At 66.5% G+C, this 25,798-nt stretch carries 15 protein-coding genes and 1 pseudogene; 11 read left to right on the top strand and 5 right to left on the bottom strand.

Translation table 11 applies throughout. The features are described 5' to 3' along the window. Positions 1 to 99: 99 nt before the first annotated feature. The 4 genes from AC1KVE_RS01035 to nudE all read right to left on the bottom strand — a co-directional run bounded on the left by AC1KVE_RS01035 (position 100) and on the right by nudE (position 2,911). On the bottom strand, positions 100 to 435 hold the full coding sequence (locus AC1KVE_RS01035) for a YnfA family protein (RefSeq protein ID WP_102253671.1): 336 nt from the start codon (positions 433 to 435) through the stop codon (positions 100 to 102). Next, positions 432 to 1,388, bottom strand: a complete 957-nt coding sequence (mazG, locus tag AC1KVE_RS01030; protein ID WP_481092012.1) for a nucleoside triphosphate pyrophosphohydrolase — start codon at positions 1,386 to 1,388, stop codon at positions 432 to 434. The genes AC1KVE_RS01035 and mazG overlap by 4 nt, the downstream gene beginning before the upstream one ends. Before the next feature lie 177 nt (positions 1,389 to 1,565). Continuing rightward, positions 1,566 to 2,366, bottom strand: coding sequence for a 3'(2'),5'-bisphosphate nucleotidase CysQ (gene cysQ, locus AC1KVE_RS01025; RefSeq protein ID WP_024939266.1), 801 nt, complete (start codon positions 2,364 to 2,366; stop codon positions 1,566 to 1,568). Continuing rightward, positions 2,363 to 2,911, bottom strand: coding sequence for an ADP compounds hydrolase NudE (gene nudE, locus AC1KVE_RS01020; protein WP_016905001.1), 549 nt, complete (start codon positions 2,909 to 2,911; stop codon positions 2,363 to 2,365). The genes cysQ and nudE overlap by 4 nt, the downstream gene beginning before the upstream one ends. Positions 2,912 to 2,952: 41 nt before the next feature. On the opposite strand from nudE, the gene bioA reads away from it, so the two are divergent. Both bioA and AC1KVE_RS01010 read left to right on the top strand, forming a co-directional pair. Beyond that, positions 2,953 to 4,371: an adenosylmethionine--8-amino-7-oxononanoate transaminase gene (gene bioA, locus AC1KVE_RS01015; RefSeq protein WP_184456816.1), complete on the top strand. Its 1,419-nt coding sequence runs from the start codon at positions 2,953 to 2,955 to the stop codon at positions 4,369 to 4,371. Then, complete coding sequence (locus tag AC1KVE_RS01010; protein WP_184456814.1) at positions 4,362 to 5,096, top strand: 16S rRNA (uracil(1498)-N(3))-methyltransferase; 735 nt, start codon at positions 4,362 to 4,364, stop codon at positions 5,094 to 5,096. Before bioA ends, AC1KVE_RS01010 begins: the two co-directional genes overlap by 10 nt. 610 nt (positions 5,097 to 5,706) lie before the next feature. Here AC1KVE_RS01010 and AC1KVE_RS01005 read toward each other — a convergent pair. Then, entirely contained in the window at positions 5,707 to 6,705 is a 999-nt protein-coding gene (locus AC1KVE_RS01005) for a glucokinase family protein (RefSeq protein WP_184456977.1), read from the bottom strand. 717 nt (positions 6,706 to 7,422) lie between these two features. On the opposite strand from AC1KVE_RS01005, the gene AC1KVE_RS01000 reads away from it, so the two are divergent. The 9 genes and pseudogenes from AC1KVE_RS01000 to AC1KVE_RS00960 all read left to right on the top strand — a co-directional run bounded on the left by AC1KVE_RS01000 (position 7,423) and on the right by AC1KVE_RS00960 (position 25,771). Then, a complete protein-coding gene (locus tag AC1KVE_RS01000; protein WP_184456812.1) occupies positions 7,423 to 10,083 on the top strand; it encodes a TonB-dependent receptor in 2,661 nt (886 codons plus the stop codon). Positions 10,084 to 10,291: 208 nt separating this feature from the next. Further along, positions 10,292 to 11,974: an alpha-L-fucosidase gene (locus AC1KVE_RS00995; RefSeq protein ID WP_481092013.1), complete on the top strand. Its 1,683-nt coding sequence runs from the start codon at positions 10,292 to 10,294 to the stop codon at positions 11,972 to 11,974. A 14-nt stretch (positions 11,975 to 11,988) separates the two neighbouring features. Continuing rightward, on the top strand, positions 11,989 to 13,044 hold the full coding sequence (locus AC1KVE_RS00990) for a glycosyl hydrolase family 18 protein (protein WP_039519620.1): 1,056 nt from the start codon (positions 11,989 to 11,991) through the stop codon (positions 13,042 to 13,044). 310 nt (positions 13,045 to 13,354) lie between these two features. Next, positions 13,355 to 15,778 carry a family 20 glycosylhydrolase gene (locus AC1KVE_RS00985; protein WP_478204425.1) on the top strand — a complete coding sequence of 808 codons (2,424 nt, stop codon included), beginning with the start codon at positions 13,355 to 13,357 and terminating at the stop codon, positions 15,776 to 15,778. A gap of 21 nt (positions 15,779 to 15,799) precedes the next feature. Further along, positions 15,800 to 18,481: a beta-mannosidase gene (locus AC1KVE_RS00980; protein ID WP_481092014.1), complete on the top strand. Its 2,682-nt coding sequence runs from the start codon at positions 15,800 to 15,802 to the stop codon at positions 18,479 to 18,481. A gap of 237 nt (positions 18,482 to 18,718) precedes the next feature. Beyond that, positions 18,719 to 21,388, top strand: coding sequence for a glycoside hydrolase family 3 C-terminal domain-containing protein (locus tag AC1KVE_RS00975; protein ID WP_481092015.1), 2,670 nt, complete (start codon positions 18,719 to 18,721; stop codon positions 21,386 to 21,388). A gap of 46 nt (positions 21,389 to 21,434) precedes the next feature. After that, positions 21,435 to 21,599, top strand: a pseudogene (locus AC1KVE_RS00970) (6-phospho-beta-glucosidase); the annotation flags it as partial. A 234-nt stretch (positions 21,600 to 21,833) separates the two neighbouring features. Further along, a complete protein-coding gene (locus AC1KVE_RS00965; RefSeq protein WP_481092016.1) occupies positions 21,834 to 23,294 on the top strand; it encodes a glycoside hydrolase family 125 protein in 1,461 nt (486 codons plus the stop codon). 134 nt (positions 23,295 to 23,428) lie between these two features. Next, on the top strand, positions 23,429 to 25,771 hold the full coding sequence (locus tag AC1KVE_RS00960) for a GH92 family glycosyl hydrolase (protein WP_481092017.1): 2,343 nt from the start codon (positions 23,429 to 23,431) through the stop codon (positions 25,769 to 25,771). Positions 25,772 to 25,798 lie beyond the last annotated feature (27 nt).

Below are 25,798 nucleotides of genomic sequence, written 5' to 3'. Positions count from 1 at the left end.
TGGCTGACCACCTCGGGCAGCGTGTCGGCGTTGCGCAGCACGCCGCAACGCGCAGGCGACCGCGCTTTGTAAAGTGCAGACTTTGCTGCGAGCGCGCGCTCAGGCGCCGCGCGGCGAAAACATGATGATCGCCATGCCGAGCAGGCAGCAGGCTGCGCCCAGCAGATCCCAACGCGTCGGCGTCACCCCGTCCACCCACCACAGCCACAGCAGCGCACTGGCGATATAGACCCCGCCATAGGCGGCATACACGCGGCCGCTGGCATCGGGATGCAGGCTCAACAACCAGACGAAGACGGCCAGGCTCAGCGCCGTCGGCAGCAGCAACCAGATGCTGCCGCCCTTGCGCAGCCACAGATACGGCAGGTAGCAGCCGACCAGCTCGGCGACGGCGGTGGCCGCGAACAGCAACAGCGTGGTCGGTGCGCCATTCATGCGTGGCCGGGCTTGTCGACGCCTTGCTTGCCAGCGTCGGCCTGCTGCAGCTCCGCAGTGTCGCGCGCCTGCTCACCGGCCGCGGGCGCGTCAGTGACAGGCGTTGCGGCAGCCTGACCCAGAGCGGGCGGATCACCGCCGCGTTCGCCGCGCTTGACCTGTTGCCAAAGCGCCTCCTGTTGCTGCAGCGACAGCGCAGCCAGGGAGGTGCCGTCCGCCTGTGCCTGTGCTTCCATCGCGCGAAAGCGGCGCTCGAACTTGAGATTGGCATGGCGCAGCGCCGCACCCACGTCGACCCTGGCATGACGCGCCAGGTTGGCGCAGACGAACAACACATCACCGAGCTCGTCTTCCAGCCGCGCCTGGTTGTCGGTGACCGGGCCACGCGCGAACTCCACGCGCAGTTCCTCGATTTCTTCCTGCAGCTTTTCCAGCACCGGGGCCGGGCCGGGCCAATCGAAGCCGACCCGCGCCGCACGCGCCTGCAGCTTGGTGGAGCGTTGCCATTCCGGCAGGCCGCGTGCGATGCCGGCAAGTGCGGAGTCGTCCTGATGGCCGGCCGCGCGACGTTCGTCGCGCTTGATCTGCTCCCAGTTGGCGCTTACCGCCTGCGCATCGTCGGCACGTTGCTCGGCAAACACGTGCGGGTGGCGACGCACCAGCTTGTCGCTGAGCGTGGCGACCACGTCGGCGAATCCGAACGCGCCCTGCTCGGAGGCCATCTGCGCATGGAAGACCACCTGCAGGAGAAGGTCGCCCAGCTCGTCGCGCAGAGCCGGCAGGTCGTTGCGATCGATGGCGTCGGCAACTTCGTAGGCTTCTTCGATGGTGTACGGCGCGATGCTGGCGAAGGTCTGCTCCACATCCCACGGACAGCCGTGCTCACGATCGCGCAGGCGCGCCATCAGCTGCAGCAGGCGCTGGAGGTCGCCGGTCGGCGGGGACTGAGACATGGGGTATTCCTGGCAGGTGTGGTGCAGTGGAGTGGCGTGCCTGGGCGATGCCGCGGGCACGTGCCGGGTCACCTGGCGGCAGGCGATGGACAGGGACCGCATTGGACGTGACTGCATCGGGAGTGCGCGCAACTGCCGGATCCAACCGGCGAGCGCGCAAGCGGCGGTCGGCCGTGCTCACACCAGCCAGCTGCGCCACGGCAGATTGGGATCGCCCAGCGCGATGAAGTCGCCATTGAGCAAGGTGTCGCGGCGGTTGTAACGGAACGGTTTGCCGGTGCCGCCGGCCAGCAGCACGCCGCCGGCGGCGTGCAGCACGCACTGGCCGGCTGCGGTGTCCCACTCGGAGGTGGGGCCGAAGCGCGGATACACGTCCAGGTCGCCTTCGGCGATGCGGCAGAACTTCAACGACGAGCCTTGCGCGACCACATCGATCTCGCCCATGCGCTCCAGCGCGGCGGCGGTGCGCGCATCGCGATGCGAGCGACTGGCGGCGACCCGCAGCGGCGTGGCCGCCGGCGTGCGCGTGTGCAGCATCTCGTCGCGGTCGCCATCGCGGCGGTAGGCGTTCTCGCCCCGTGCGGCGTACCAGACCCGGCCATCGACCGGCGCCTGCACCACGCCGAGCACCGGTGCGCCCATATGGATCAGGGCGATGTTGACGCTGAACTCGCCGTTGCGCTTGACGAACTCGCGGGTGCCGTCGAGCGGGTCGACCAGCCAGTAGCTGGTCCAGAACTGGCGGTCTTCCCAGGCCACGTGCGCGGATTCTTCCGACAGCACCGGCACGTCCGGGGTGACCCGGCGCAAGCCTTCGACGATGACACGGTTGGCGGCAAGGTCGGCCTGGGTCAGCGGGCTGGCGTCGTCCTTGATCTGCACCGCGAAATCCTGCGCATAGACATCCATGATCGCCGCCCCCGCCTCGCGGGCGATGGCGATCACGGTTTCGCGCAGTTCCATCGGGATGCGGATCATGGGTTGCGCTCCAGCCACTCGCGCGCAATGAACAAGGCGGCCAGCGAGCGGCCTTCGGAAAAATCTTCGCGCAGCATCAATTCGTCCAGACGGGCGATCGGCCAGGGCACCACCTCCATCTCTTCCGGCTCGTCGCCCACCAGGCGCTCGGGATAGAGGTCGCGTGCCAGCACCAACCAGGATTGGTGACTCATATAAGTAGGAGCGAGCGTCATCGCACGCAGCACCTGTACCTGGCGCGCGCCGTAACCGGCTTCTTCCTTGAGCTCGCGGTCGGCGGCCTGCTCCGGCGTTTCGCCGGCATCGATGCGGCCCTTGACCAGACCCAGCTCGTAGCGATGCACGCCGGCGGCATACTCGCGCACCAGCAGCACGGTCTGCGCGTCGAGCATCGGCACCACCACCACCGCGCCATGGCCCTGGCTGAGCTGGCGCTCGTAAAGGCGACGCTCGCCATTGGAAAATTCCAGATCCAGCTGCTGGCGACGGAACGGCCCGTCACCCAGATCGGTGATCTTGTGGATGGTTGGCAGGCGCGGACTCATGCGTCGCACGCAGCGGCGGAGCCGACCGATAGAATAGGCGTATGCATCGACATGTTCATGAGCCCGAAATCCTAGCAGACCCGGCAGCCTCCCAAGCTGACGAACATTGGCGGCAACGCGATCTTGCCGTGCTGTGGCACCCCTGCACGCAGATGCGCGAGCACCCGCACACACTTCCGCTGGTGCCGATTGCGCGTGGCGATGGTGCGTGGCTGATCGGCCACGACGGTCGCCACTACCTGGACGCGGTCAGCAGTTGGTGGACCAACCTGTTCGGCCATAGCGAACCGCGCATCGGCGCGGCCATCGCGCGCCAGGCTGGCGAACTGGAGCAGGTGATGCTGGCCGGCTTCACTCATGCGCCCGCCGTGCAGCTGGCCGAGCGCCTGTTGGCGATCGCGCCGCGCCAGGCCGGCCGCGCGCCGTTGTCCAAGGTGTTCTATGCCGACAATGGCTCGGCCGGCGTGGAAGTGGCCTTGAAGATGGCCTTCCACTATTTCCATAACCGCGGCGAGCACCGCCGCACGCGTTTCGTCGCGCTGGAAAACGGCTACCACGGCGAGACCATCGGCGCGCTGTCGGTCGGCGACATCCCGCTGTATCGGCGCGTGTATGCGCCGTTGCTGCTGGAGTCGATCTTTGCGCCCTCGCCCGACGCCTACCTGGCCGAGCCCGGACAGAGCGCGGAAGACTACGCATTGCAGGCGGCCGATGCGCTGCAGGCGGTGTTCGAACAATCGCCCGACGAAATCTGCGCGCTGATCCTGGAGCCGCGCGTGCAATGCGCAGGCGGCATGCGCATGTATCACCCGGCCTATCTGCGCCGCGCACGCGAACTGTGCGACGCGCATGGCGCGTTCCTGATCGCCGACGAGATCGCCACCGGCTTCGGCCGCACCGGCAGCCTGTTCGCCTGCGAACAGGCCGGGATCATGCCCGACCTGTTGTGCCTGTCCAAGGGGCTGACCGGCGGATTCCTGCCGCTGTCGGCGGTGCTGGCCACCCAGCAGTTGTACGACGCGTTCCTGGACGACTCGCGCGAACGTGCGTTCCTGCATTCGCATAGCTACACCGGCAATCCGCTGGCATGCGCCGCCGCGCTGGCAACCCTGCAGATCTTTGCAGACGACGATGTGATTGCGCGCAACCAGCGCACCTCCGCGCACATGACCACGCTGGCTGCGCAGATCGGCGAACACCCCGCGGTGGCCGACGTGCGCCAGGCCGGCATGATCGTGGCGTTCGAACTCACGCAGGGCGGCGACAAGCGCACGCCGTTTCCGTCTGCGGCGCGGGTGGGCCTGAAGGCCTATCGCGCCGCACTCGACAAGGGCGTGGTGCTGCGCCCGCTCGGCGACGTGCTGTACTGGATGCCGCCGTACTGCGTGGACGACGCGCAACTTGCGCTGCTGGCTGCGACCACCCGCCACGCCATCGAGGAGGCCGTTGCATGCGCCTGACCCGCTCCCATGTCGCACTGCCGCTGCACTGCGACCAGGAGGTGACGCTGCCGGAAGAGTCGGCCAATCACCTGCTGCGTGTGCTGCGACTGCGCGAGGGCGATGCCTGCGTGCTGTTCAACGGCGACGGCAGCGACTACCACGCGCGCATCACCCTGGCCGGCAAACGCGAGGCGCGCGCACTGGTGGAACGTGCCGAGCCGCTGCGCAACGAGTCGCCGTTGTCGATCACCCTGATCCAGGGCATTGCGCGCGGCGAGAAGATGGATCTGATCCTGCAGAAGGCCACCGAGCTGGGGGTGACGGCGGTCGTGCCGGTCAACGCCGAGCGCACCGAGGTCAAGCTGGATGCGGCGCGCATGGAAAAACGCCTGGCGCATTGGCGTAGCGTGGTGGTGTCGGCCTGCGAGCAGTCCGGGCGTGCGCGCATTCCCACGGTCGCTGCGCCGCACGGCCTGCAGGATGCGGCGCAGGCCAGCGACCCGCAGGCGTTACGGCTGACACTGGACCCGCACGGCGCGCATCGTCTGGGTAGCCTGGCGCTGGGTGCGCAACCGCATGTGATCGTGGCGATCGGCCCGGAAGGCGGCTGGTCGCCGCGCGATCGCACCACCCTCGCCGATACGGGTTTCAGCGGCCTGCAACTGGGGCCACGCATTCTGCGTACCGAAACTGCGGGCCTGGCGGCAATTGCGGCGCTGCAGTCGCGGTTCGGTGACCTATAGCGCCACGCCATCGTAGGAGCGCACCTGGGCGCGACCGGGCGTTATCGAGAATGCCTCGTCGCGCCCGGGTGCGCTCCTACGGGAATGTGGAGTTGACCGGCGTTGCGTCGTCCGCTGCATGTCGATGGCTCCGTCCACTGCGTCCCGGCCCTAAACCCGCGCCGACTCGTAGGAGCGCACCTGGGCGCGACCGGGCGTTATCAGGAATGCCTCGTCGCGCCCGGGTGCGCTCCTACGGGGATGTGGAGTTGATCGGCGTTGCGTCGTCCGCTGCATGTTGACTGCCCGGTCCACTGCGTCCCGGCCCGACAGCCCGGCTGGCTCGTAGGAGCGCACCTGGGCGCGACCTGGCGTTATCAGGAATGCCTCGTCGCGCCCGGGTGCGCTCCTACGGGGGATGTGGAGTTGCCCGACGTTGCGTCGTCCGCTGCATGTCGATGGCTCCGTCCACTGCGTCCCGGCCCTAAACCCGCGCCGGCTCGTAGGAGCGCACCTGGGCGCGACCGGGCGTTATCGGGAATGCCTCGTCGCGCCCGGATGCGCTCCTACGGGATGTGGAGTTGATCGGTTTGGTGCAGCCAGACTGCTGCACCTGGCGATGCGCGGGCGCTCAGCGGCCGTGCTGCAGGAACCAGCTGGCCGCGCCGATCACACCGAGCTGGCCGTGCTCGACGATGCTGACCGGCACCTGCTCCAGCGCCGGACGCAATGCGCCCTTGTCGAGCAGACGTGCGACGAAATCGCTTGCGGCCACGAATGCGGCGATCTGCGGCAGGAATCCACCCGCCAGATAGACACCGCTGCGCACGCCATAGAGCAGCATCATGTCGCCGACCACGCTCCCCATGAAGCCGCAGAACGCCTGTAGCGCATCGCGCGCCAGCACGTCCTCGCCAGCCAGTGCGGCGGCAGTGACATCGGCCGGGCTGGCATGCAGCGCCGGCACGCCACGCAGCGCGGCCAGTGCGGTGTAGAGATTCAACAGGCCCGGGCCGGAGAGCAGGTGCTCGGTGGCCACATGCGTGCGGGTGCGGCGTAGCTCCTGCAGCAAGGCCACTTCCAGATCGCTGGCGGCAGCAAGCGCGGCGTGGCCGGCCTCGGTCGGCAACACCACCGGGGTGGCGCCGTTTGGAATCCACAACGCCGCGCCCAGGCCGGTGCCCGGGCCCAGGATCAGCGCCGGACCCGGCGCACCCTGCGGCGGGCCGGACAACTGCAGGACCTGATTGCCGACCATGTAATTGGCCGCATGCGCCACCGCTTCGAAATCGTTGACCAGATGCAATGCCTGCATGCCGAGCTGGCGGCGGATCTGCTCCGGCGCCAGCACCCACGGCAAGTTGGCGGTGATCACGCTGCCGTCTTCCAGCGCATACCCGGCACTGGCGATGACACCACGCTGCACCGGCGCGCAGCCCAGCTCCGCAAAGAACGCGGCCATGATCTCGGCCAGGCCCGGGTAGTCGGCACACCGGTACTTGCGGTAGTCCAGCACCGTGACCGGTTGGCGTGGATCGGGGCTTTCGCACACCAGCGCCAGACGCACATGCGTCCCCCCCACGTCTGCGGCAACGAAGGTGTCGGGGCGCGGAAAGGCCACCGCTTCCATTGGACTGCTTGCGCTCACGCATTCTCCTGATAAGTGGCCGCGGGCTGGCGTCATGCCCATTGTCCGACGAACGGTAACGGGATAGACAACGTTGTCAGTAATCGCCCTGTAACGCAACCGTGGCGATCACGATTTAAACAGGATGCCGCCAATTTCATCATTCACTCAAATTCCACGTTTGCGACAGCGATTTCAGCACAAAACGGCACCCGCCATTTGCACAAGCGCCATTCCCCATAGAAACAGCTGATCAAAACCGTGAGCCGCCGACGGCGCATTGCGCAACGGTATCGGCGCAGTGCATGGCATCGCGGAGAAATGCTGCATTGCAGCGCAATCGCAGCCGCTTCAGAGATCTGTGACGATGTGTTGACAACGCTGTCAACGCTACGCGAGACTCGATCCAAATCGGGGTTCTGGCAGGAGGGGCCATGGACTGTTCGGTACTCAGGAACGGGCTACTCCCTCGCCGGTGCATTCCAGATTCGTGAGCGGGACATCACCCGATGTTCGACTCGCTGAAGTCGCATTCGCTCTACCGCTTCACCACACGGGGGACACCTCCTCTACCACGCGAATCACCCGGGCCCGCCTCTAGCGACGCGTGCCAGTGCGATCACCGCGATCGGTCAGGGCGTGTTGTTTTGCCGGCCACGCCGAGCGCGTGACGCCTTCCAGAGGCGGCGCGCTCACAGCACTAACCAACGAGGTTTAGCCATGCACAGCCGCACCACGACGTTAGCACTCTGTATTACCGCCGCTCTGTACTGCTCCGGCTCTGCAATGGCTGCCGGACAAGAACAACAGGCTCCTGCCGCCACGCCGTCGGCGACCACCGAGCTGGATACCATCACCGTCACCGGTTATCGCGCATCGCTGGAGAAGAGCCAGTCAGTCAAGCGCTCGGCCAACTCGATCGTCGATGCGATCAGCGCCGAAGACATCGGCAAGTTCCCGGACATCAATGCCGCCGAATCGCTGTCGCACCTGCCGGGCATCAGCGTCGACCGCCAGTTCGGCGAAGGCGAAAAGGTCAGCATCAACGGCACCGACCCGGCCTTGAACCGCGTGCTGCTCAACGGCCAGACCATCGCCTCGGGCGATTGGGGCGGCAACCCGACCGACACCAGCGGCCGTACCTTCAACTACACCCTGCTGTCGCCGGAAATCATCGGTCTGATGGAGGTGTACAAGACCCCGGAAGCGCGCATCGACGAAGGCTCGATCGGCGGTACCGTGATCGTGCACACCCGCAAGCCGCTGGACCTGCCCAAGAACACCATCCGCGGCTCGGTCGGCTACAACTACAACGACCGTTCGGAAGAAGGCAATCCGCGCGGCTCGGCGCTGTGGAGCTGGAAGAACGACGACGAAACCTTCGGTGCGTTGATCTCCGCCACGCATGACAAGCAGGACCTGGCACGCGCCGGTATCGAATACTTCGGCTACACCACCGGCGCCAACATTCCCGCCAGCGCCACCATCACCGGCGACGGCAGCGATGTCGCCACCGCCCGTGTACCGGCCGGCATCAACAGCGCATTCTTCCAGCAGACCCGCGAACGCAGCGGCGTGCAGGGCGCGTTGCAGTGGAAGCCGAACGAGCAGAACGAATTCAACCTGACCGGCCTGTACATCAAGGGCAAGTACAACAACTTCAGCGAATCGCGTTACGTCTGCCCGGCGTGCAACAACGACCTGCAGAAGGTCACCAGCGCCAATGTGCAGAACGGCGTGGTCACCTCGGCGACCTTCGGCGATGGCGCCGCGGGGCAGCCGTACGCTCAGCTGGACGCGAACTACCGCGAGAGCACCGTCACCACCAAGAGCCTGAACCTGCGTCACGACTGGTCGGGCGAGAAGTGGGTGTTTACCACCCAGGTCGGCGACACCAAGGCCACCGGCGGCAAGAACCCCGAGTACCTGATGAAGTTCCTGATGACCGACGGCGGCTACAACTACGCCTTCGATGGTCAGAACACCGCGGTGAACTACGACAACGGCGGCGCTTCGAACTGGACGCTGCCCGGTTCGCCGGCCGGCCTGCCCGCCGGTTCGCAGGACTCCAGCGCGATGCAGGCCGGCGGCATCTTCTATCAGAAGAGCACCGACGAAGAGAAATACTTCCAGTGGGATGCGGCCCGCGATCTGGAGCTGGGCCCGTTCACCAAACTGCTGTTCGGCTACAAGTACATCAACCACAACAACGGCGTGGACGCACGCGGCAATCGCATCAATACCACCGATGCGATCTCGCTGACCCAGTTCAACCCGGGCACCACCCCGAGCGGTCTGTACGACGGCCTGGGCGCAAGTGGCGACCTGACCACCTGGCCGACCGCCAGCCTGAACTCGATCCGCAACTATCTGCTGTCGCAGCCGCAGGGTGCGTACCGTCCCGATTACGGTTCCTCGTTCGAGGTGAAGGAGATCACGCAGAACTTCTACACCCAGTTGAATTACGAGACCGGCAAGTGGCGTGGTAACGTCGGCGTGCGCTTGGTCGACACCACCGACAAGTCGCTGTACTGGCAGACCGCCGATGGCGGCACCAACTACTCGCGCGTGGCCGAGACCAACGACTACCGCAAGGCGCTGCCGAGCTTCAACATCGCCTACGACATCACCGACGACGCCGTGCTGCGTTTCTCGGCTGCCAAGGTGATCGCACGTCCACGCTATGGCGATCTGGCCGGCACGTTCAGCATCAACAGTGCGAACGGCAACCTGACCGCCGGTGGCGGCAACCCGGACCTGAAGCCGTACGAGTCCACCAACTACGACCTTGCTGCGGAGTGGTATTTCGCGCCGTCCAGCATGCTGTCCGGTGAAGTGTTCTATCGCGACATCAGCTCCTACATCGTCAACACCACCAGCCAGCAGCAGCTGACCGATCCGATCAGCGGCAACTCCGGCATCTACACGGTGACCTCGCCGATCAACGTCTCCGACGCCAAGGTCAAGGGCGTGTCGGTGAACTACCAGCAGTCGCTGGGTCTGGGCTTCGGTGTGCAGGCCAACTACACCTTTGCCGAATCCGATTCGAGCTCGGGCCTGAACCTGCCGTACCTGTCGCGCGATACCTACAACATCATCCCGTACTGGGAGCATGGCGACTGGATGGTGCGTGTGAACTACAGCTTCCGTTCCAAGTACTTCACCCAGATCGGCCGCCTGGCCTCGCAGGACTTCGCAGACAGCTACAAGCAGCTGGATCTGACCGCCTCGTATCAGATCACCGATTACATGGGCATCACCTTCGGCGCGACCAATCTGCTGGATTCCACCTACCGGCTGTTCAGCAACACCCGCTCGACCCCCACGGCGTTCTACAAGAACGGCCGCGGTTATCAGGCCCAGCTGAACTTCAAGTTCTGATGTAGCACCGGCGCGCCACCGACCCTCCACGGTGGCGCGCTTTTTTTTGAGCGGTGTGTTGCATGCAGTGCACCGCTCGATGTTGTACCAAGGAGTGGTACTGGCCACGCCCCTTCGCGGTTGAGGGAGCATGGCCAGGCCCGCTTTTGCCATCCACGTGCCGGCTGCGCTGCAACCGACACGTCTCGCTTGAAGGAGTGCAGTTCCCATGACGACCGATAGCCGCCCAGCGGCTCCATCCCGCCGCCACGCCGGAGCTGCACCCAGAACGCGAATGCTCGCGCTCGGTCTGCTGCTCGCGTTGCCTGCTGCCACGCTCAGCGCGCAATCGCCCACCGCGGCTACCGCCACCACACTCAGCCCGGAACAGATCGACCAGCAGTGGCTCAGCGCCACCGCCAAGTACGCACCCGAACGCGAGCGCCTGGTGCGCGAAGCCGAAGCCGGCGCACGCAAGGGTCCGTTCCGCCCCGACTGGGCTGCACTCAAGGCCTATCAATCGCCGGCGTGGTACGACAACGCCAAGTTCGGCATCTTCATCCATTGGGGCGTGTTCTCGGTGCCGGCGTTCGGCAGCGAGTGGTATTCGCGCAACATGTACCTGGAGGGCTCCAAGGAATTCGCCCATCACGTGGCGACCTATGGCCCGCAGGCGCGCTCCGGCTACAAGGATCTGATTCCCAAGTTCACCGCGCCCAAGTTCGATCCGAATGGCTGGGCCAAGCTGTTCCGGCAATCCGGCGCGCGCTATGTGGTGCCGGTAGCCGAGCACCATGACGGCTTTGCGCTGTACGACTCCCGGTTGTCGGACTGGACTGCGGTCAAGATGGGCCCCAAACGCGATCTGCTGGGCGAGTTGTCCAAGTCGATCCGCGCGCAGGGATTGCACTTTGGGCTGTCCTCGCACCGCGCCGAGCACAACTGGTTCTTCGATGGCGGGCGCAAGTTCGATTCGGACGTCAACGACCCGCGCTATGCCGCGCTGTACGGCCCGGCGCAGGTGCGCCTGCCTGGCAAGGACGATGCCGATGTGGCCAACGACTGGACGCCGGTGTCGCAGGCCTGGCTGGACGACTGGCTGGCGCGTACCACCGAGCTGATCGACACCTATCAGCCGGACCTGATCTATTTCGACTGGTGGATTGCCCACCCCACGTTCCGCAGCAGCCTGCCGACCATGCTGGCCTACTACTACAACCAGGGCGCGGCGCGCACCGAAGCCGATCGCGGCGTGGTGGTGAACTACAAGCTGGGCGCGTTTCCGGAAGGGGCCGGCACGCTGGACATCGAGCGCGGCCAGCTCACCGGCATCCATCCCACCCATTGGCAGACCGACACTTCGGTGAGCAATGAGTCGTGGGGCTATATCGAAAACGACACCTACAAGTCGCCGACCTTCATCATCCACATGCTGGCCGATGTGGTGGCCAAGAACGGCAACCTGATGCTCAACATCGGCCCGCGTGCCGATGGCTCGATCCCGGATACCGAGCGCGGCATCCTGCTGGCGATCGGCAAGTGGCTCAAGACCAACGGCGGCGCGATCTACGACAGCAAGCCGTGGCGCGTGTATGGCGAAGGCCCGACCGAGGTGGTCGGCGGCACCTTCCAGGACGTCAAGACCAAGCCCTACACCGCCGAGGATTTCCGCTTCACCACGCGCGATGGCGCGCTGTATGCGATCGAACTCGGCTGGCCGGCCGGCGGCAAGGCGGTGATCCGCTCGCTCACACCGGCCGACGGCGTGCGCGGCGTGACGCTGCTGGCCAACGGCAAGAAGGTGCCGTTCGAGCAGCAGGCCGATGGCCTGCATCTGCGCCTGCCGGCCAAGCCGGTCGGCGAACACGCCTACGTGCTGCGCATCGATCTTTCTTCTTCCTCCACTCCCTGACGGATGCTGTTTTCATGAGCAAGCGATTGACCTGGATCCTGCTGGCGCTGGCGCTGCTGTGCGCGCCGGCCCTGGCCAAAACCCCCACGGCGTTGTTCTATCTGATGAACACGCAGAAATCGACCAACTCGTTCCTGGCCAATGTCGACAAGATCGACGTGGTGGTGCCGACCTGGTACGGCGTCGACCAGAACGGCCTGGTCAACGGCACGCCCAACATGTACCTGTACGACATCGCCAAGCAGAAGAACCTGCGGGTGATGCCGATCCTGTCGATGACCACCGGGCGCGACGGCTTCCACAAGCTGATGCACGACGAAGCCGCCAAGAAGCGCATGATCGAATCGCTGCTGATCCACGGCAAGCAGCACAAGTACTACGGCTTCCAGTTCGATTTCGAGAACATCGCCTGGACCGACCGCGACGCCTACACGCTGATGGTCAAGCAGACCGCCGATGCGCTGCACAAGGCCGGCTTCAAGATGTCGGTGGCGGTGGTGCCCAATGCCCCGGGCCATGCCGAAGGCGGCCAGTTCTCCAAGTGGATGTGGGAATACTGGCGCGGCGCGTACGACCTCAAGGCGCTGGGCCAGGCCGTGGATCTGGTCAGCATCATGACCTACGACCAGCACACCCGCTGGACCACGCCGGGCCCGGTCGACGGCATGGTGTGGATGAAGAAGCACCTGGATTACGCGATCACCCAGGTGCCGAAGGACAAGCTCTCGCTCGGCATCGCCACCTACGGCTACCGCTGGTACACCGGTAATCCGGTCAAGGAAGACGGCACCGAGGCGTCGAACATCTCCGCCACCTATATCGATGCCGACGAATCGTTTCCGCTGGCGATCGAGCAGAACGCCACCGTGCAATGGGATCCGGTCGAGCAGGAATCGTGGTTCTACTTCTACCGCGACGACATGCGCGAGTGGGTGTTCCGCCCGGATGCGCGCAGCTTCAAGGCACGCTACGACCTGGTGAAGCAGTACGGCCTGGAAGGTTTCAGCTGCTGGGTGCTGGGCGCCGAGGACCCGAAGGTGTGGGACGAGTTGCCGACCGCGCAGCGCTGACCGCGTCATCGCACTGCTGCACGACAGGACGGGCGCGGTCGGTGTTCGCATCGGAATGCATCCACTGCAAGCCGATGCGTGCACTGCCCGCGCCCGTTCTGCCACACGCCATGCGGAGCGCGGTCGCTGCGCGATACCACACACCGCGCACCCCGACGAAGCGTGCGCCAGTCCCTGCGCCATCCGGCACGGCTTTGCTACTGTGCGTGGCTGCCGTATCTCCCCCGCCATACCGGGATGTGATTGCATGATGTCGAACTCCGCACCGAGCCTGCGCTCACCGTTATCCGGGCCGCCGTCGCCGCGCAGCCTGTCGTCGCGCCTGCTGTCATCGCACCGACGTTCCTCGCGCCTGCTTGCGATGGCGCTTGCGGCAATGGTGCTGGCGGGCTGCGGCCAACGCGATGCAGCGACCGCACCTGCAGCCAATCCCGGCACCACCGCAACACTGCCTGCGACCACCGCACCGCTGCCCCTGATTCCCGCCCCGGCCGAAGCCAGGCGCGGCACCGGCAGTTTCCGCGTCGGCACCGGCACGGTGATCTCCATCCCCACCGGCAATGCCGAGGTGCGCCGCAGCGCCGAGTCGCTGGCCAGCCTGTTGCAACGCACCCGCGGCCTGACCCTGGAAGTGCGTACCGAAACCAGCGCCTCGCCGCACAGCATCCGCCTGGAGCGCACAGCGCAGGCGCCGGTGGCACACAAGGAAGGCTATAGCCTGGATGTGGACGGCAACGGCATCCGCATCACCGCGCGCGATGGTGCCGGCCTGTTCTATGGCGCGATCAGCGCCTGGCAATTGATGACGCCGGATGCGGGCAAGGGCGATGTCACCGTACCGGCGGTGGCGATCCGCGACTGGCCGCGCTTTGGCTGGCGCGGCCAGCATCTGGATGTGGCCCGCCACTTCCACGACGTGGACACCGTCAAGCATGTGCTGGACGCGATGGCCGCGCACAAGCTCAATGTGCTGCATTGGCATCTCACCGACGACCAGGGCTGGCGCATCGAGATCAAGCGATACCCCAAGCTCACCGAGGTCGGTGCCTGGCGCACCCCGCCCGGCGCCGGCCAGCACGGCACGCCCGAGCGCTATGGCGGTTTCTATACGCAGCAGCAGATCAGCGAGATCGTCGCCTATGCGGCGCGCCTGCACATCACCGTGCTGCCCGAGCTGGACATGCCCGGGCATGCGCAGGCCGCAGTGGCCGCGTATCCGGAAGAAGTCGGCGTGCCCGGCCAGCGCACGCAGGTGGGCGTAGACTGGGGCGTCAACCCGTACCTGTTCAACACCAGCGAACGCAGCCTGAGCTTCATCACCAACGTGCTGGACGAGGTGCTGACCTTGTTCCCGTCGGCGTATATCCATATCGGTGGCGACGAGGCGGTCAAGGATCAATGGGAAGCCTCGCCCGCGGTGCGCGCGCAGATGCGCAAGCTCGGGGTCAAGGACGCGCACGCGATGCAGGGCTGGTTCAACGAACAGCTTGCGGCCTACCTCACCCAGCACGGCCGGCGCATGATCGGCTGGGACGAAATTCTCGAAGGCGGCGTGCCGGCCAGTGCCTCGGTGATGTCGTGGCGCGGCACCGACGGTGCGGTGACCGCCGCCAGGCAGGGCCACGATGTGGTGCTGGCGCCAGGCGACTGGCTGTACCTGGACAACCTGCAGACCACCCGCAGCGACGAACCCAACGGCCGCCTGACCGTACTGCCGTTGTCCAAGGTCTACGCCTTCGACCCGGTGCCCGACACACTGACCGCCGAGCAGTCCAAGCATGTACTCGGCGCGCAAGGCGCGTTGTGGTCCGAATACATTCCCTCGCGCTGGCATGTGGATCACGCGCTGTTCCCGCGTCTGTCCGCCATCGCCGAAGTGACCTGGTCGCCGGTGGCTGCCCGCAACTGGAAGGATTTCCTGGCGCGCCTGCCGGCGCAGCTGCAGCGCTACAAAGCGCTGGGCATCGACTACAGCGACGGCGCCTTCGCCGCCGATATCGCACTGGAAAGCGGCCCCAACCCGGTGCTGGCCGGTGGCCCGGCCAAGGTGGCACTCGGCACCCAGGCCGGTGCGGGCACGCTGCACTACACCGTCGACGGCAGCGATCCCACGCCGGCATCGCCACGCTATGCGGCGCCGTTTACGATCCAGCTGCCGACCACGGTCAAGGCCACCGCCTTCGATGCCGGCGGCACCGCGCTGGCGGCCACGCGCAGCCGTACTTTCGATCGTGCCGGGTTGTTGCGCGCCGATACCCAGGGCCTGCGCGATTGCGTGGACACCGGTGCGCTCGGCCTGCGCCTGCCGTTGTTGCCGGAGCTGACCGGCGCCGACACGCCGGTCTACAACGTCGACCTGTTCCATGCTTGCCGGCTGTATCCGCAGGCGCGCCTGGATGGCGTCGGCGCGATCCGGATCGAGGCCGCACGCCTGCCGAACAATTTCGGTCTGGCCCACGAACAATCCAAGGTGGTGCAGTACCCCGCCAAGACGCGCCGCGGCGAGCTGGAAGTGCGCCTGGGCTGCGAGGGCGAGCTGATCGCCAGCGTGCAATTACCCAACAGCGCCACGCTGGGCGAACAATTCACGCTGGAAACCGCACTGCCTGCACGCACCGGCATCCACGATCTATGCCTGCGCTTCACCGCGCCGATTCGCGGCCCGCTGTACGCCATCGGCGCCGTCCAGTTGATTGAAACCACCGCGCAGGCGCCCCCCGCCGCCACGCGCTGATCCATCCAAGGAGAGTCATCCATGCCCCTGTCCCGTCATCGTTGCGTTCCCGCCCCCGCCCGCCTCGGGCTTGCCCTGGCCGTTGCCATCTCGCAGGCCTGGGCCGCGCCGCCCACCGTGACGCCGCTGGACAGCGGCTGGCAGGTGCGACTGGTGCCGGGCCAGGAGCAGGCCAGGACCTATCCGAAAGCGGCAGCGTGGTTGCCGGCGCAGGTGCCGGGCGCGGTGCAGACCGATCTGATCGCCGCCAAGATCGTGCCGGACCCGTTCTATCGCGACAACGAAGGCAAGATCCAGTGGGCGGGCCTGAGCGACTGGCAATACCAGACCCGCTTCAACGTGGATGCGGCTACGCTCAAGCGCGAGCACGTCGAGCTGGTGTTCGACGGCCTGGACACGTTTGCCGAGGTCACCCTCAACGGCAAGCCGCTGCTCAGCGCCGACAACATGTTCCGGCAGTGGCGCGTGGATGCCAAATCCCTGCTCAAGCGCGGCGACAACGTGCTCGAGGTCAAGCTGTTCTCGCCGATCAAGAAGATCCAGCCGTGGCTGGCTAAGCAGCCGTACGCGCTGCCGGGCGCCTACGATTCCGCCTTCGGCGACGAACCCGAATCGCGCCACAGCTCCACCTACGTGCGCAAAGCGCCGTACAACTTCGGTTGGGATTGGGGCCCGCGCATGGTCAATGCCGGCATCTGGAAAGACGTGCGCATGGAAGCCTGGGATGCGGTGCGCGTGGACGGGCTGCATATCGCCCAGCAACGCGTGGACGCCGACAGTGCGCAATTGCAGGCGCAGCTGGAACTGCAGGCCGGCCGCAGCGGCCCGGTGCAGGTGACGCTGGACGTGCTAGGACCGGATGGGCAGAAAGTCGGGCAATTCACCCAGCAGGCGGTGGTCGACCCGGGGCAGAACCGCATCGATGTGCCGGTGCGCATCGCCAAGCCCAAGCGCTGGTTCCCGGCCGGCTACGGCGCGCAGGACCGCTACACCTTCGTGGCCAGCGTGCGTGATGCCGATGGCGACAGCCAGCAGATCAAGCGGGTGACCGGCCTGCGCTCGGTAGAGCTGCGGCGCGAGAAAGATAAGTACGGCAAGAGCATGGAGATCGTGATCAACGGCATCCCGATCTTCGCCAAGGGGGCCAACCTGATTCCGCTGGATGCGTTCCCCGCACGTGTGAGCCCCGAGCGCATGCGCAGCACCTTGCAGGATGCGCGCGATGCCAACATGAACATGCTGCGCATGTGGGGCGGCGGGCACTATCAGGACGACCGCTTCTACGAGGTGGCCGACGAGCTGGGCATCATGATCTGGCAGGACTTCATGTTCGGCGGCGCGGTGCCGCCGTACGACGTGGAATTCCGCGAGAACACCCGGCAGGAGGCGATCGAACAGGTCAAGCGCCTGCGCGACCATCCCAGCATCGTGCTGTGGTGCGGCAACAACGAAGTGCAGACCGGCTGGGAAAACTGGGGCGACCGGGTCAAGTTCAAGCAGTCAGTGGACCCGGAAGAACGCAGCCGCATCGAGCGCGGCATGACCACCTTGTTCGGCACCGTGTTCCGCGAAGTGGTGGCCACCTACGACAGCGACGTGCCGTACTGGTCCACCTCGCCGGGCACCAACTTCGACGGCGCCGCCGACCAGGCCAACGATGGCGACATGCATTACTGGAAGGTCTGGGGCGGCCCCGCGCTGCCGGTGACCGAATACCTCAACGTCACCCCGCGCTTCATGTCCGAATACGGCCTGCAGTCGTTCCCGGACATGCGCACCGTGCGTGCCTTCGCCGAACCCGGCGACATGGATCCGGAATCGCCGGTGATGCGCGTGCATCAGAAGTTCGACAAGGGCAACGGCAACAAGCGGCTGATGCTGTACATCCGGCGCGAATTCGGCGAGCCCAAGGATTTCGAGAGCTTCGTCTACCTGAGCCAGCTGATGCAGGCCGAAGGCATCAACCTGGCCGCCTCGCATCTGCGCGCCTCGCGCCCGCAATCGATGGGCTCGTTGTACTGGCAGCTCAACGATGTGTGGCCGGGTGCGTCGTGGTCCAGCGTGGACTACTACGGCCGCTGGAAGGCGCTGCACTACCACGCCCGCCGCTTCTACGCGCCGGAGCTGATCGCCGCATTGCGTAACGACAAGGGCCAGACCGAGGTGTCGCTGGTCTCCGACCGCACCACCCCGCTGGCCGCGCGTTGGCGCATGCGGGTAATGAGCATGGACGGCAAGCTGCTGAGCAAGCGCGAGGAAAAGGCCACCGTCAAACCGCTCAGCAGCCTGCAGGTGGGCAACTTCAGCGACAAGCAGTTGCTGGGCAGCGCCGACCCCAAGCGCAGCTACGCGGTGTTCGAGTTGTTCGACGGCGACAAGCTGCTGTCGCGCGAGGTGGTGTTCTTCGCCCCGGCCAAGCAGCTGGCGTTGCCGGCCGCCAATATCGACAGCCAATGGCGCGCCGATGGCGATGGCTACGCGCTGACGCTGTCCAGCAACACGCTGGCACGCGAGGTTTGGCTATCGTTCGGCGACGTGGATGCCACGCTGTCGGACAACGCGTTCGACCTGTTGCCGGGCGAGCCATTGACCGTGCATGTGAGCAGCAAGGCGGCGCTGGCGCAGTTGCAGTCCACGCTGCAGGTGCGCGATCTGGCGAGCACCCTGGCCGGTGCACCGCCGGAGCCGGCCGAGACGAAGTAAGCCGCGCCGGGAACAGGCGTCAGGCGATGGCGCAGCGCTCGTCTCAGGGCGCTGCGCCATCCGCCAAGCCGGCGCGTGGCGCAGTGACTGCAGTCCCGGGCGCAGGTCGCATCCGATTCGGCGTCCGATCAGTAACTACCACTGCGCCAAGTGTCACCAACCGCTGCCCGCGGTGTCGTTGCGGGCAATCCAAGAACAACGCGTGACGGCCAGTCGCCGCCCCGCAGGAGTGAGCAGATGTCGTTGTCCGTGTTTCCATGCCGCCTGGCGGTCGCGCTGAGTCTGGGCCTGTACCTGCCGCTGGTCGGCGCGCCGGCGTTGGCCGCAACACAACCCGATGCGACGCCGGAGCAACGCGCCGCCGCGCTGGTCGCGCAGATGAGCCGCGAGGAGAAAGTCGCGCAGGCGATGAACGATGCGCCGGCGATTCCGCGCCTGCGCATCCCCGCCTACGAATGGTGGAGCGAAGGCCTGCACGGCATCGCACGCAATGGCTACGCCACGGTGTTTCCGCAGTCGATCGGTCTTGCGGCCAGCTGGAATACTGCGTTGATGCAGCAGGTGGGCACGGTGGTGTCGACCGAAGCGCGCGCCAAGTTCAATCAGGCCGGCGCCCCGGGCAAGGATCACAAGCGCTACGCGGGCCTGACCATCTGGTCGCCCAACATCAATATCTTCCGCGACCCGCGCTGGGGCCGTGGCATGGAAACCTACGGCGAGGATCCCTTCCTCACCGGGCAATTGGCGGTGGGCTTCATTCGAGGGCTGCAGGGCGACGATCTGGATCACCCGCGCACCATCGCCACGCCCAAGCACATCGCGGTGCACAGCGGCCCGGAGCCTGGCCGGCACAGCTTCGATGTGGACGTGTCGCCGCGCGACGTGGAAGCGACCTATACGCCCGCCTTCCGCGCCGCCCTGATCGACGGCCAGGCCGGCTCGGTGATGTGCGCCTACAACTCGCTGCACGGCACGCCGGCCTGCGCGGCCGACTGGTTGCTAAACGGCCGCGTGCGTGGCGACTGGGGCTTCAAGGGCTTTGTGGTGTCCGACTGCGATGCGGTGGACGACATGACCCAGTTCCATTATTTCCGCCCGGACAATGCAGGCTCGTCGGCTGCAGCGCTCAAGGCCGGGCACGATCTCAATTGCGGGCATGCCTATCGCGAACTCGGCACGGCAATCGAACGTGGCGAAGTGGACGAAGCCCTGCTCGACCAATCGCTGGTGCGCCTGTTCGCCGCGCGCTATCGCCTGGGCGAACTGGAAGCGCCGCGCAAGGATCCGTATGCAAAGCTCGGTGCCAAGGATATCGATAACGCCGCCAACCGTGCGCTGGCGCTGAAGGCCGCTGCCGAATCGATCGTATTGCTCAAGAACGAGGCCGGCACACTACCGTTGAAGGCCGGCACGCGGCTGGCAGTGATCGGGCCGAATGCCGATGCGCTGGCAGCGTTGGAAGCCAACTACCAGGGCACCTCGTCCACGCCGGTCACCCCGCTGCTTGGGTTGCGCGAGCGCTTCGGCGCGCAGCAGGTCAGCTATGCGCAAGGTGCGCCGCTGGCCGCGGGCGTACCCGGCATGATTCCGGAAACCGCGCTGCGCAGCGACGGCAAGCCGGGCTTGCGTGGCGAATATTTCGATACTGTCGAGCTGGACGGTGCGCCGCGCACGGTGCGGCAGGACCGCACGGTGAGTTTCAACTGGGATCAGGTCGCCCCCGCAAAGGGCGTGCCGGCCGATCGCTACGCGGTGCGCTGGAGCGGCGAACTGCTGCCGCCGAGCGCGGGCGACTACACGCTGGCGGTGCGGGTGGCGCGCTGCTTCGACTGCGCCGGCCACGACCCGGTGCGGCTGTACATCGACGACAAGCTGGTGGTCGCCGGCAATGCCGAAGACAAGCACGTGCCGGCGGGCATGCACAACGCCGACGGCCGCAGCGTGGAAACCGTGCTGCACTTCGGCGACACCCGCCCGCGCAAGATCCGCCTGGAAATGGAACACCGCGGCCAGGACCAGGGCGTGCGCCTGGAGTGGCTGGCACCGGCGGCCGCGCAACTGGCCGAGGCCGAGCAGGCGGTGGCGCAGGCCGATGCGGTGGTGGCCTTCGTCGGCCTGTCGCCGGATGTGGAAGGCGAGGAACTGCGCATCGATGTGCCCGGCTTCGACGGCGGCGACCGCAACGACATCGCCCTGCCCGCCCCGCAGCAGGCGCTGCTGGAACGGGCCAAGGCCTCCGGCAAGCCGCTGGTGGTGGTGCTGATGAGCGGCAGCGCGGTGGCCCTGAACTGGGCCAAGACGCATGCCGATGCGATCGTGGCAGCGTGGTATCCGGGCCAGTCCGGCGGCACAGCGATCGCGCGCATGCTGGCCGGCGACGACAATCCCGGCGGGCGCCTGCCGGTCACGTTCTATCGCTCCACCAAGGACCTGCCGCCCTACGTCAGCTACGACATGAAGGGCCGCACCTACCGCTACTTCAAGGGCGAGCCGCTGTTTCCGTTCGGCTACGGCTTGAGCTACACCAGCTTTGCCTACGCCGCGCCGCAGCTGTCCACTGCAACCCTGCAAGCCGGCAGTCCGTTGCAGGTGACCACCACCGTGCGCAATACCGGCACGCGTGCCGGCGACGAAGTGGCGCAGGTGTATCTGCAGTATCCGGATCGCCCGCAGTCTCCGTTGCGCAGCCTGGTCGGCTTTCAGCGTGTGCATCTGAAGCCCGGCGAGCAGCGCACGTTGCGCTTCACCCTGGATGCGCGCGCCTTGAGCGATGTGGATCGCACCGGGCAGCGTGCGGTGGAAGCCGGCGATTACACGCTGTTTGTCGGAGGTGGCCAGCCCGGCACCGGCGCGGCTGGCGAGGCCGCAGCGTTCTCGATCTCGGGGCGTTCGCCGTTGCCGAAATAAGCGATGCATCTGCGCAACATGCAACAGGCGTTGGCTGTCATGGCCGGCGCTCAGCGGCAGCCATCTGGACGCCTGCAAGGCGATGCTGATCCACCCGGCGATCGGCGAGTGGAGCCCGTCGCGGCGCATGCTGGACGAACTGTTCGGGCATGCACACGACGACGGCCACTGCGCGGGACCGGCGCACTGGCGCGGGCATGCGGCCGGTTGAAAGCCGGTGCCGCGCGACCGCGGAGGATGCGGGCCAGCCACTGCCGCCATGGCCGCAGGCCACGCGTACGGCGCCGAATTGTGCGGGCGCACTATGCACATTCGGCGCACACGTTGTATGGTCATCGGGAATTGGTCATGCATAGGTCTCATCATCGGCCCGGCACGTGATGCCGCCGCTGCAAGGATGTCCGCTGCGTCGACCGCTTGCTGAAATCCCAGGGAGCTCTAGGTCATGCACACCCGCCGCGACATCCTTCAGTTGCTGGGCGCCAGCGCGAGCGCCGGCCTGCTCGCCGGCGCACTGCCCGCCTTCGCCGCCCCGGTTGCCGGCACCTCCACGGCTGCCGGCAACTTCGTCAGCAAGCGCCCGCCCAAGGCGCAGCGCCGCTTCGTCAGCAAGGCGGTCGAGCAGCAGATCGTGCAGATCAAGGCGCGCATTGCCGATCCCGAGCTGGCCTGGCTATTCGAGAACTGCTACCCCAACACGCTGGACACCACGGTGGAAACCGGCACCCGCAACGGCAAGCCGGACACCTTCGTCATCACCGGCGACATCCACGCGATGTGGCTGCGCGACTCCTCCGCCCAGGTGCACCCGTATGTGCCGCTGGCCAGGCGCGACCCTGCCTTGCGGCGCATGTTCCATGGCCTGATCCAGCGCCAGGCCGCCTGCATCCGGCTGGACCCGTACGCCAACGCCTTCCTGCCCGATGGCCAGACTCAGCGCCTGAAGTGGTCGCTCAACGACATCACCGAGATGAAGCCCGGCGTGGGCGAGCGCAAGTGGGAAATCGATTCGCTGTGCTACCCGATCCGCATCGCGTACGAATACTGGCGCGCCACCGGCGATGCCGCCCCGTTCGACGACGACTGGCGCGCGGCGATGCAGGTGGTGGTCAGAACCTTCCGCGAGCAGCAGCGCAAGGACAATCGCGGCCCCTACGTGTTCCAGCGCCCCTCCCCGCTGGCGACCGAGACCCTGGTGCTGGAAGGCTACGGCCAGCCGACCCGGCCCAACGGCATGATCCACTCGATGTTCCGCCCCTCCGACGATGCCTGCGTGTATCCGTTGTTCGTGCCGGCCAACCTGTTTGCGGTGGCCTCGCTGCGCCAGCTGGCGACGATGAGCACGGCCCTGCATCGCGATGCCGCGTTCGCCGCCGACTGCACCGCGCTGGCCGACGAAGTGGAAGCGGCGACACGCAAGTTCGGCCAGCAACGCGACGCCGATGGGCAGGCCTACTGGGCATTCGAAGTGGACGGCTACGGCAACCAGTTGTTCATCGACGACGCCAACGCCCCCGGCCTGCTCAGCCTGGCCTACCTGGGCTGCTGCGACCGCGCCGACCCGGTGTTCCTGCGCACGCGCCAGCTGGCCTGGAGCGAACGCAACCCGTATTTCTCGCGCGGCAGCGCGGCCGAAGGCGTCGGCAGCCCGCACAGCGGCATGGGCACGATCTGGCCGATGTCGATCATCCAGTACGCGCTGGTCAGCGACGACGACGCGCAGCTGCGCCAATGCCTGCAGTGGCTCAAGACCACCCATGCCGGCACCGGCTTCATGCACGAGGCCTTCGACAAGGACAACCCGGGCAGCTTCACCCGCGACTGGTTCGCCTGGGCCAACACCCTGTTCGGCGAACTGATCATCGACCTGCACCAACGCAAACCTCAGCTGCTGCGCAGCGCCTGATTCCACGAAGGGCCCGCCCTTCCAACGCGGAACTGCAGAGCGCTTGATCTTCCCTTCTCCCGCCGGGAGAAGGTGCCCGAAGGGCGGATGAGGGTAGGCCCGCCCCACTTCGTGACATCCAAGAGCACATCACCATGGCAACACGACGCGGTTTTCTCCAAGGCGCCATCGCGGCGGCACTGCTCGGCAGCGCCGGCCTCTCCGGGCTTGCACGCGCACGCGCCGGCAACTACGCACTGCCGGCCGATGCGCGCACCCGCGCCGAGCTCACCCGCCACGTCGATGTGTTCATCGGTACCGGCGGCCATGGCCACACCTTCCCCGGTGCGACCCTGCCGTTCGGCATGGTGCAGCTGAGCCCGGACACCTACAACGCGGTATGGGATTCGTGCTCCGGCTATCACGAGTCCGACGGCTCGATCATGGGCTTCTCGCACACGCACCTGTCCGGCACCGGCATCGGCGACATGCTGGATTTTCTGCTGGTGCCCGCCACCGGCGAAGTGAAGCTGGTGCCCGGCGCACTCGACGCACCGGACAGCGGTTACCGCTCGCGCTACGACCATGCCGACGAAGCCGCCTCGCCCGGCTATTACCGCGTGCGGCTCAAGGACAGCGGCGTACATGCCGAACTCACCGCCACCGCACGCGCCGGCCTGCACCGCTATCACTTCCCCAAGGGCAAGCCGGCGCATGTGCTGCTGGACCTGTGCCACGGCATGCAGGACAAACCCGGCATCCCCACCCGCATCACCGACGCGCAACTGCGCGTGGTCGACGACCGCACGCTCACCGGTGGCCGGCGCGTCTACCAATGGGCGCAGGGGCGCTACATCTATTTCGCCATGCGGCTGTCGCGGCCGTTCAAGCAGGTGCAGCTTTACAACGAGGATCAACCGCTGGCCGCAGGCACGCGCAACGTGGACGGCGTGCACCTCAAGGCCGCCCTGCACTACCCAGATGCCTCAGACGCACCGCTGCTGATCAAGGTCGGCATCTCCGCGGTCAGCGCCGACAATGCGCTGGCCAACCTGGATGCGGAACTGCCCGACTTCGACTTCGCCCGCGTGCATGCGCAAGCCGTGGCCGCCTGGGAAAAGGAACTGGCACGCGTACGCATCGACAGCGATGACGACGCGCAACGCCGCATCTTCTACACCGGCCTGTATCACAGCCTGCTCGCGCCCACCCTTTTCAGCGATGTGGATGGCCGCTACCGCGGCATGGACCTGCAGATCCACACCGCCCCCAAGGGCTATCACAACTACAGCACCTACTCGCTGTGGGACACCTACCGTGCCGCGCATCCGCTGCTCACCCTGGTGCAACCCGAGCGCGTACCGGACCTGCTGCAATGCCTGGTGCGCGGCGCCAACGAATGCCCGGACGGCGTGGGCATCTGGCCGCTGCAAGGTGTGGAAACCGGCTGCATGATCGGCTACCACTCGGCGGTGGTGCTGGCCGAGGCGCATGCCAAGGGCTTCACCGGCATCGACTACACCGCCGCCTGGCCGGCCTACCGCAAGCGCGCCATGGACGACACCACCCATGGCCTGGCGTACTACCGCAAGCTCGGCTATATCCCCGCCGACAAGGTGGACGAAGCGGTCAGCCGCACGCTGGAATACGCCTACGACGACTGGGCCTGCGCGCATCTGGCGCAGGCCGCCGGTGCCACCGACGATGCACGCGCACTGCGCGAGCGCTCGCGCAATTACCGCAACGTGTTTAATCGCGACAGCGGCTTCGTGCAGGCGCGTCTGGAAGACGGTAGCTGGGCCACGCCGTTCGACCCGCGCGGCATGGGCCACATCAGCAAGTGGCGCGATTTCACCGAATCCAACGCCTGGCAGGCCAGCTTCCTCAACCAGCACGACCTGTACGGCTACATGGACCTGTACGGCGGCCGCGACGGCTTCGTCGCCAAGCTCGACGAGCTGTTTTCCACCAGCTCCGAACTGCCCGCCGATGCGCCACCGGATATCGACGGCCTGGTCGGCCAGTACGCGCACGGCAACGAGCCAAGCCACCACGTCGCGTATCTGTTTGCTTACGCCGGCCAGCCTTACAAGACCCAGGCGATGGTGCGCCGGCTGCTGCGCGAGCAGTACCACGACGCGCGCAATGGCCTGTCCGGCAACGAGGACTGCGGGCAGATGAGCGCCTGGTTCGTGCTCAGTGCGCTCGGGCTGTATGCGGTGGACCCGGTCAGCGGCAACTACGTCCTCGGCAGCCCGCTGTTCAAGCGCGCAGAACTCGATGTCGGCAACGGCCGCACGCTGCGCATTGTCGCCAACAACAGCAGCGCGCAGAACGTGTATGTGCAGGCGCTGAGCTGGAACGGCAAACCGACCAACCGCAGCTGGATGCGGCATGCCGACCTGGCCGCTGGCGGCACGCTGGAATTCACCATGGGTGCCAAACCGAACCTCGCCTTCGGCGCGAACAAGGAGGATCTGCCGCCTTCGTTTGCTTGAAGTCTGTTCTTGCCCGTCACTCGTCAC

It is taken from the genome of Xanthomonas sp. NCPPB 2864 (assembly GCF_056675615.1).
This window is presented reverse-complemented; position numbering and strand designations above follow the sequence as displayed.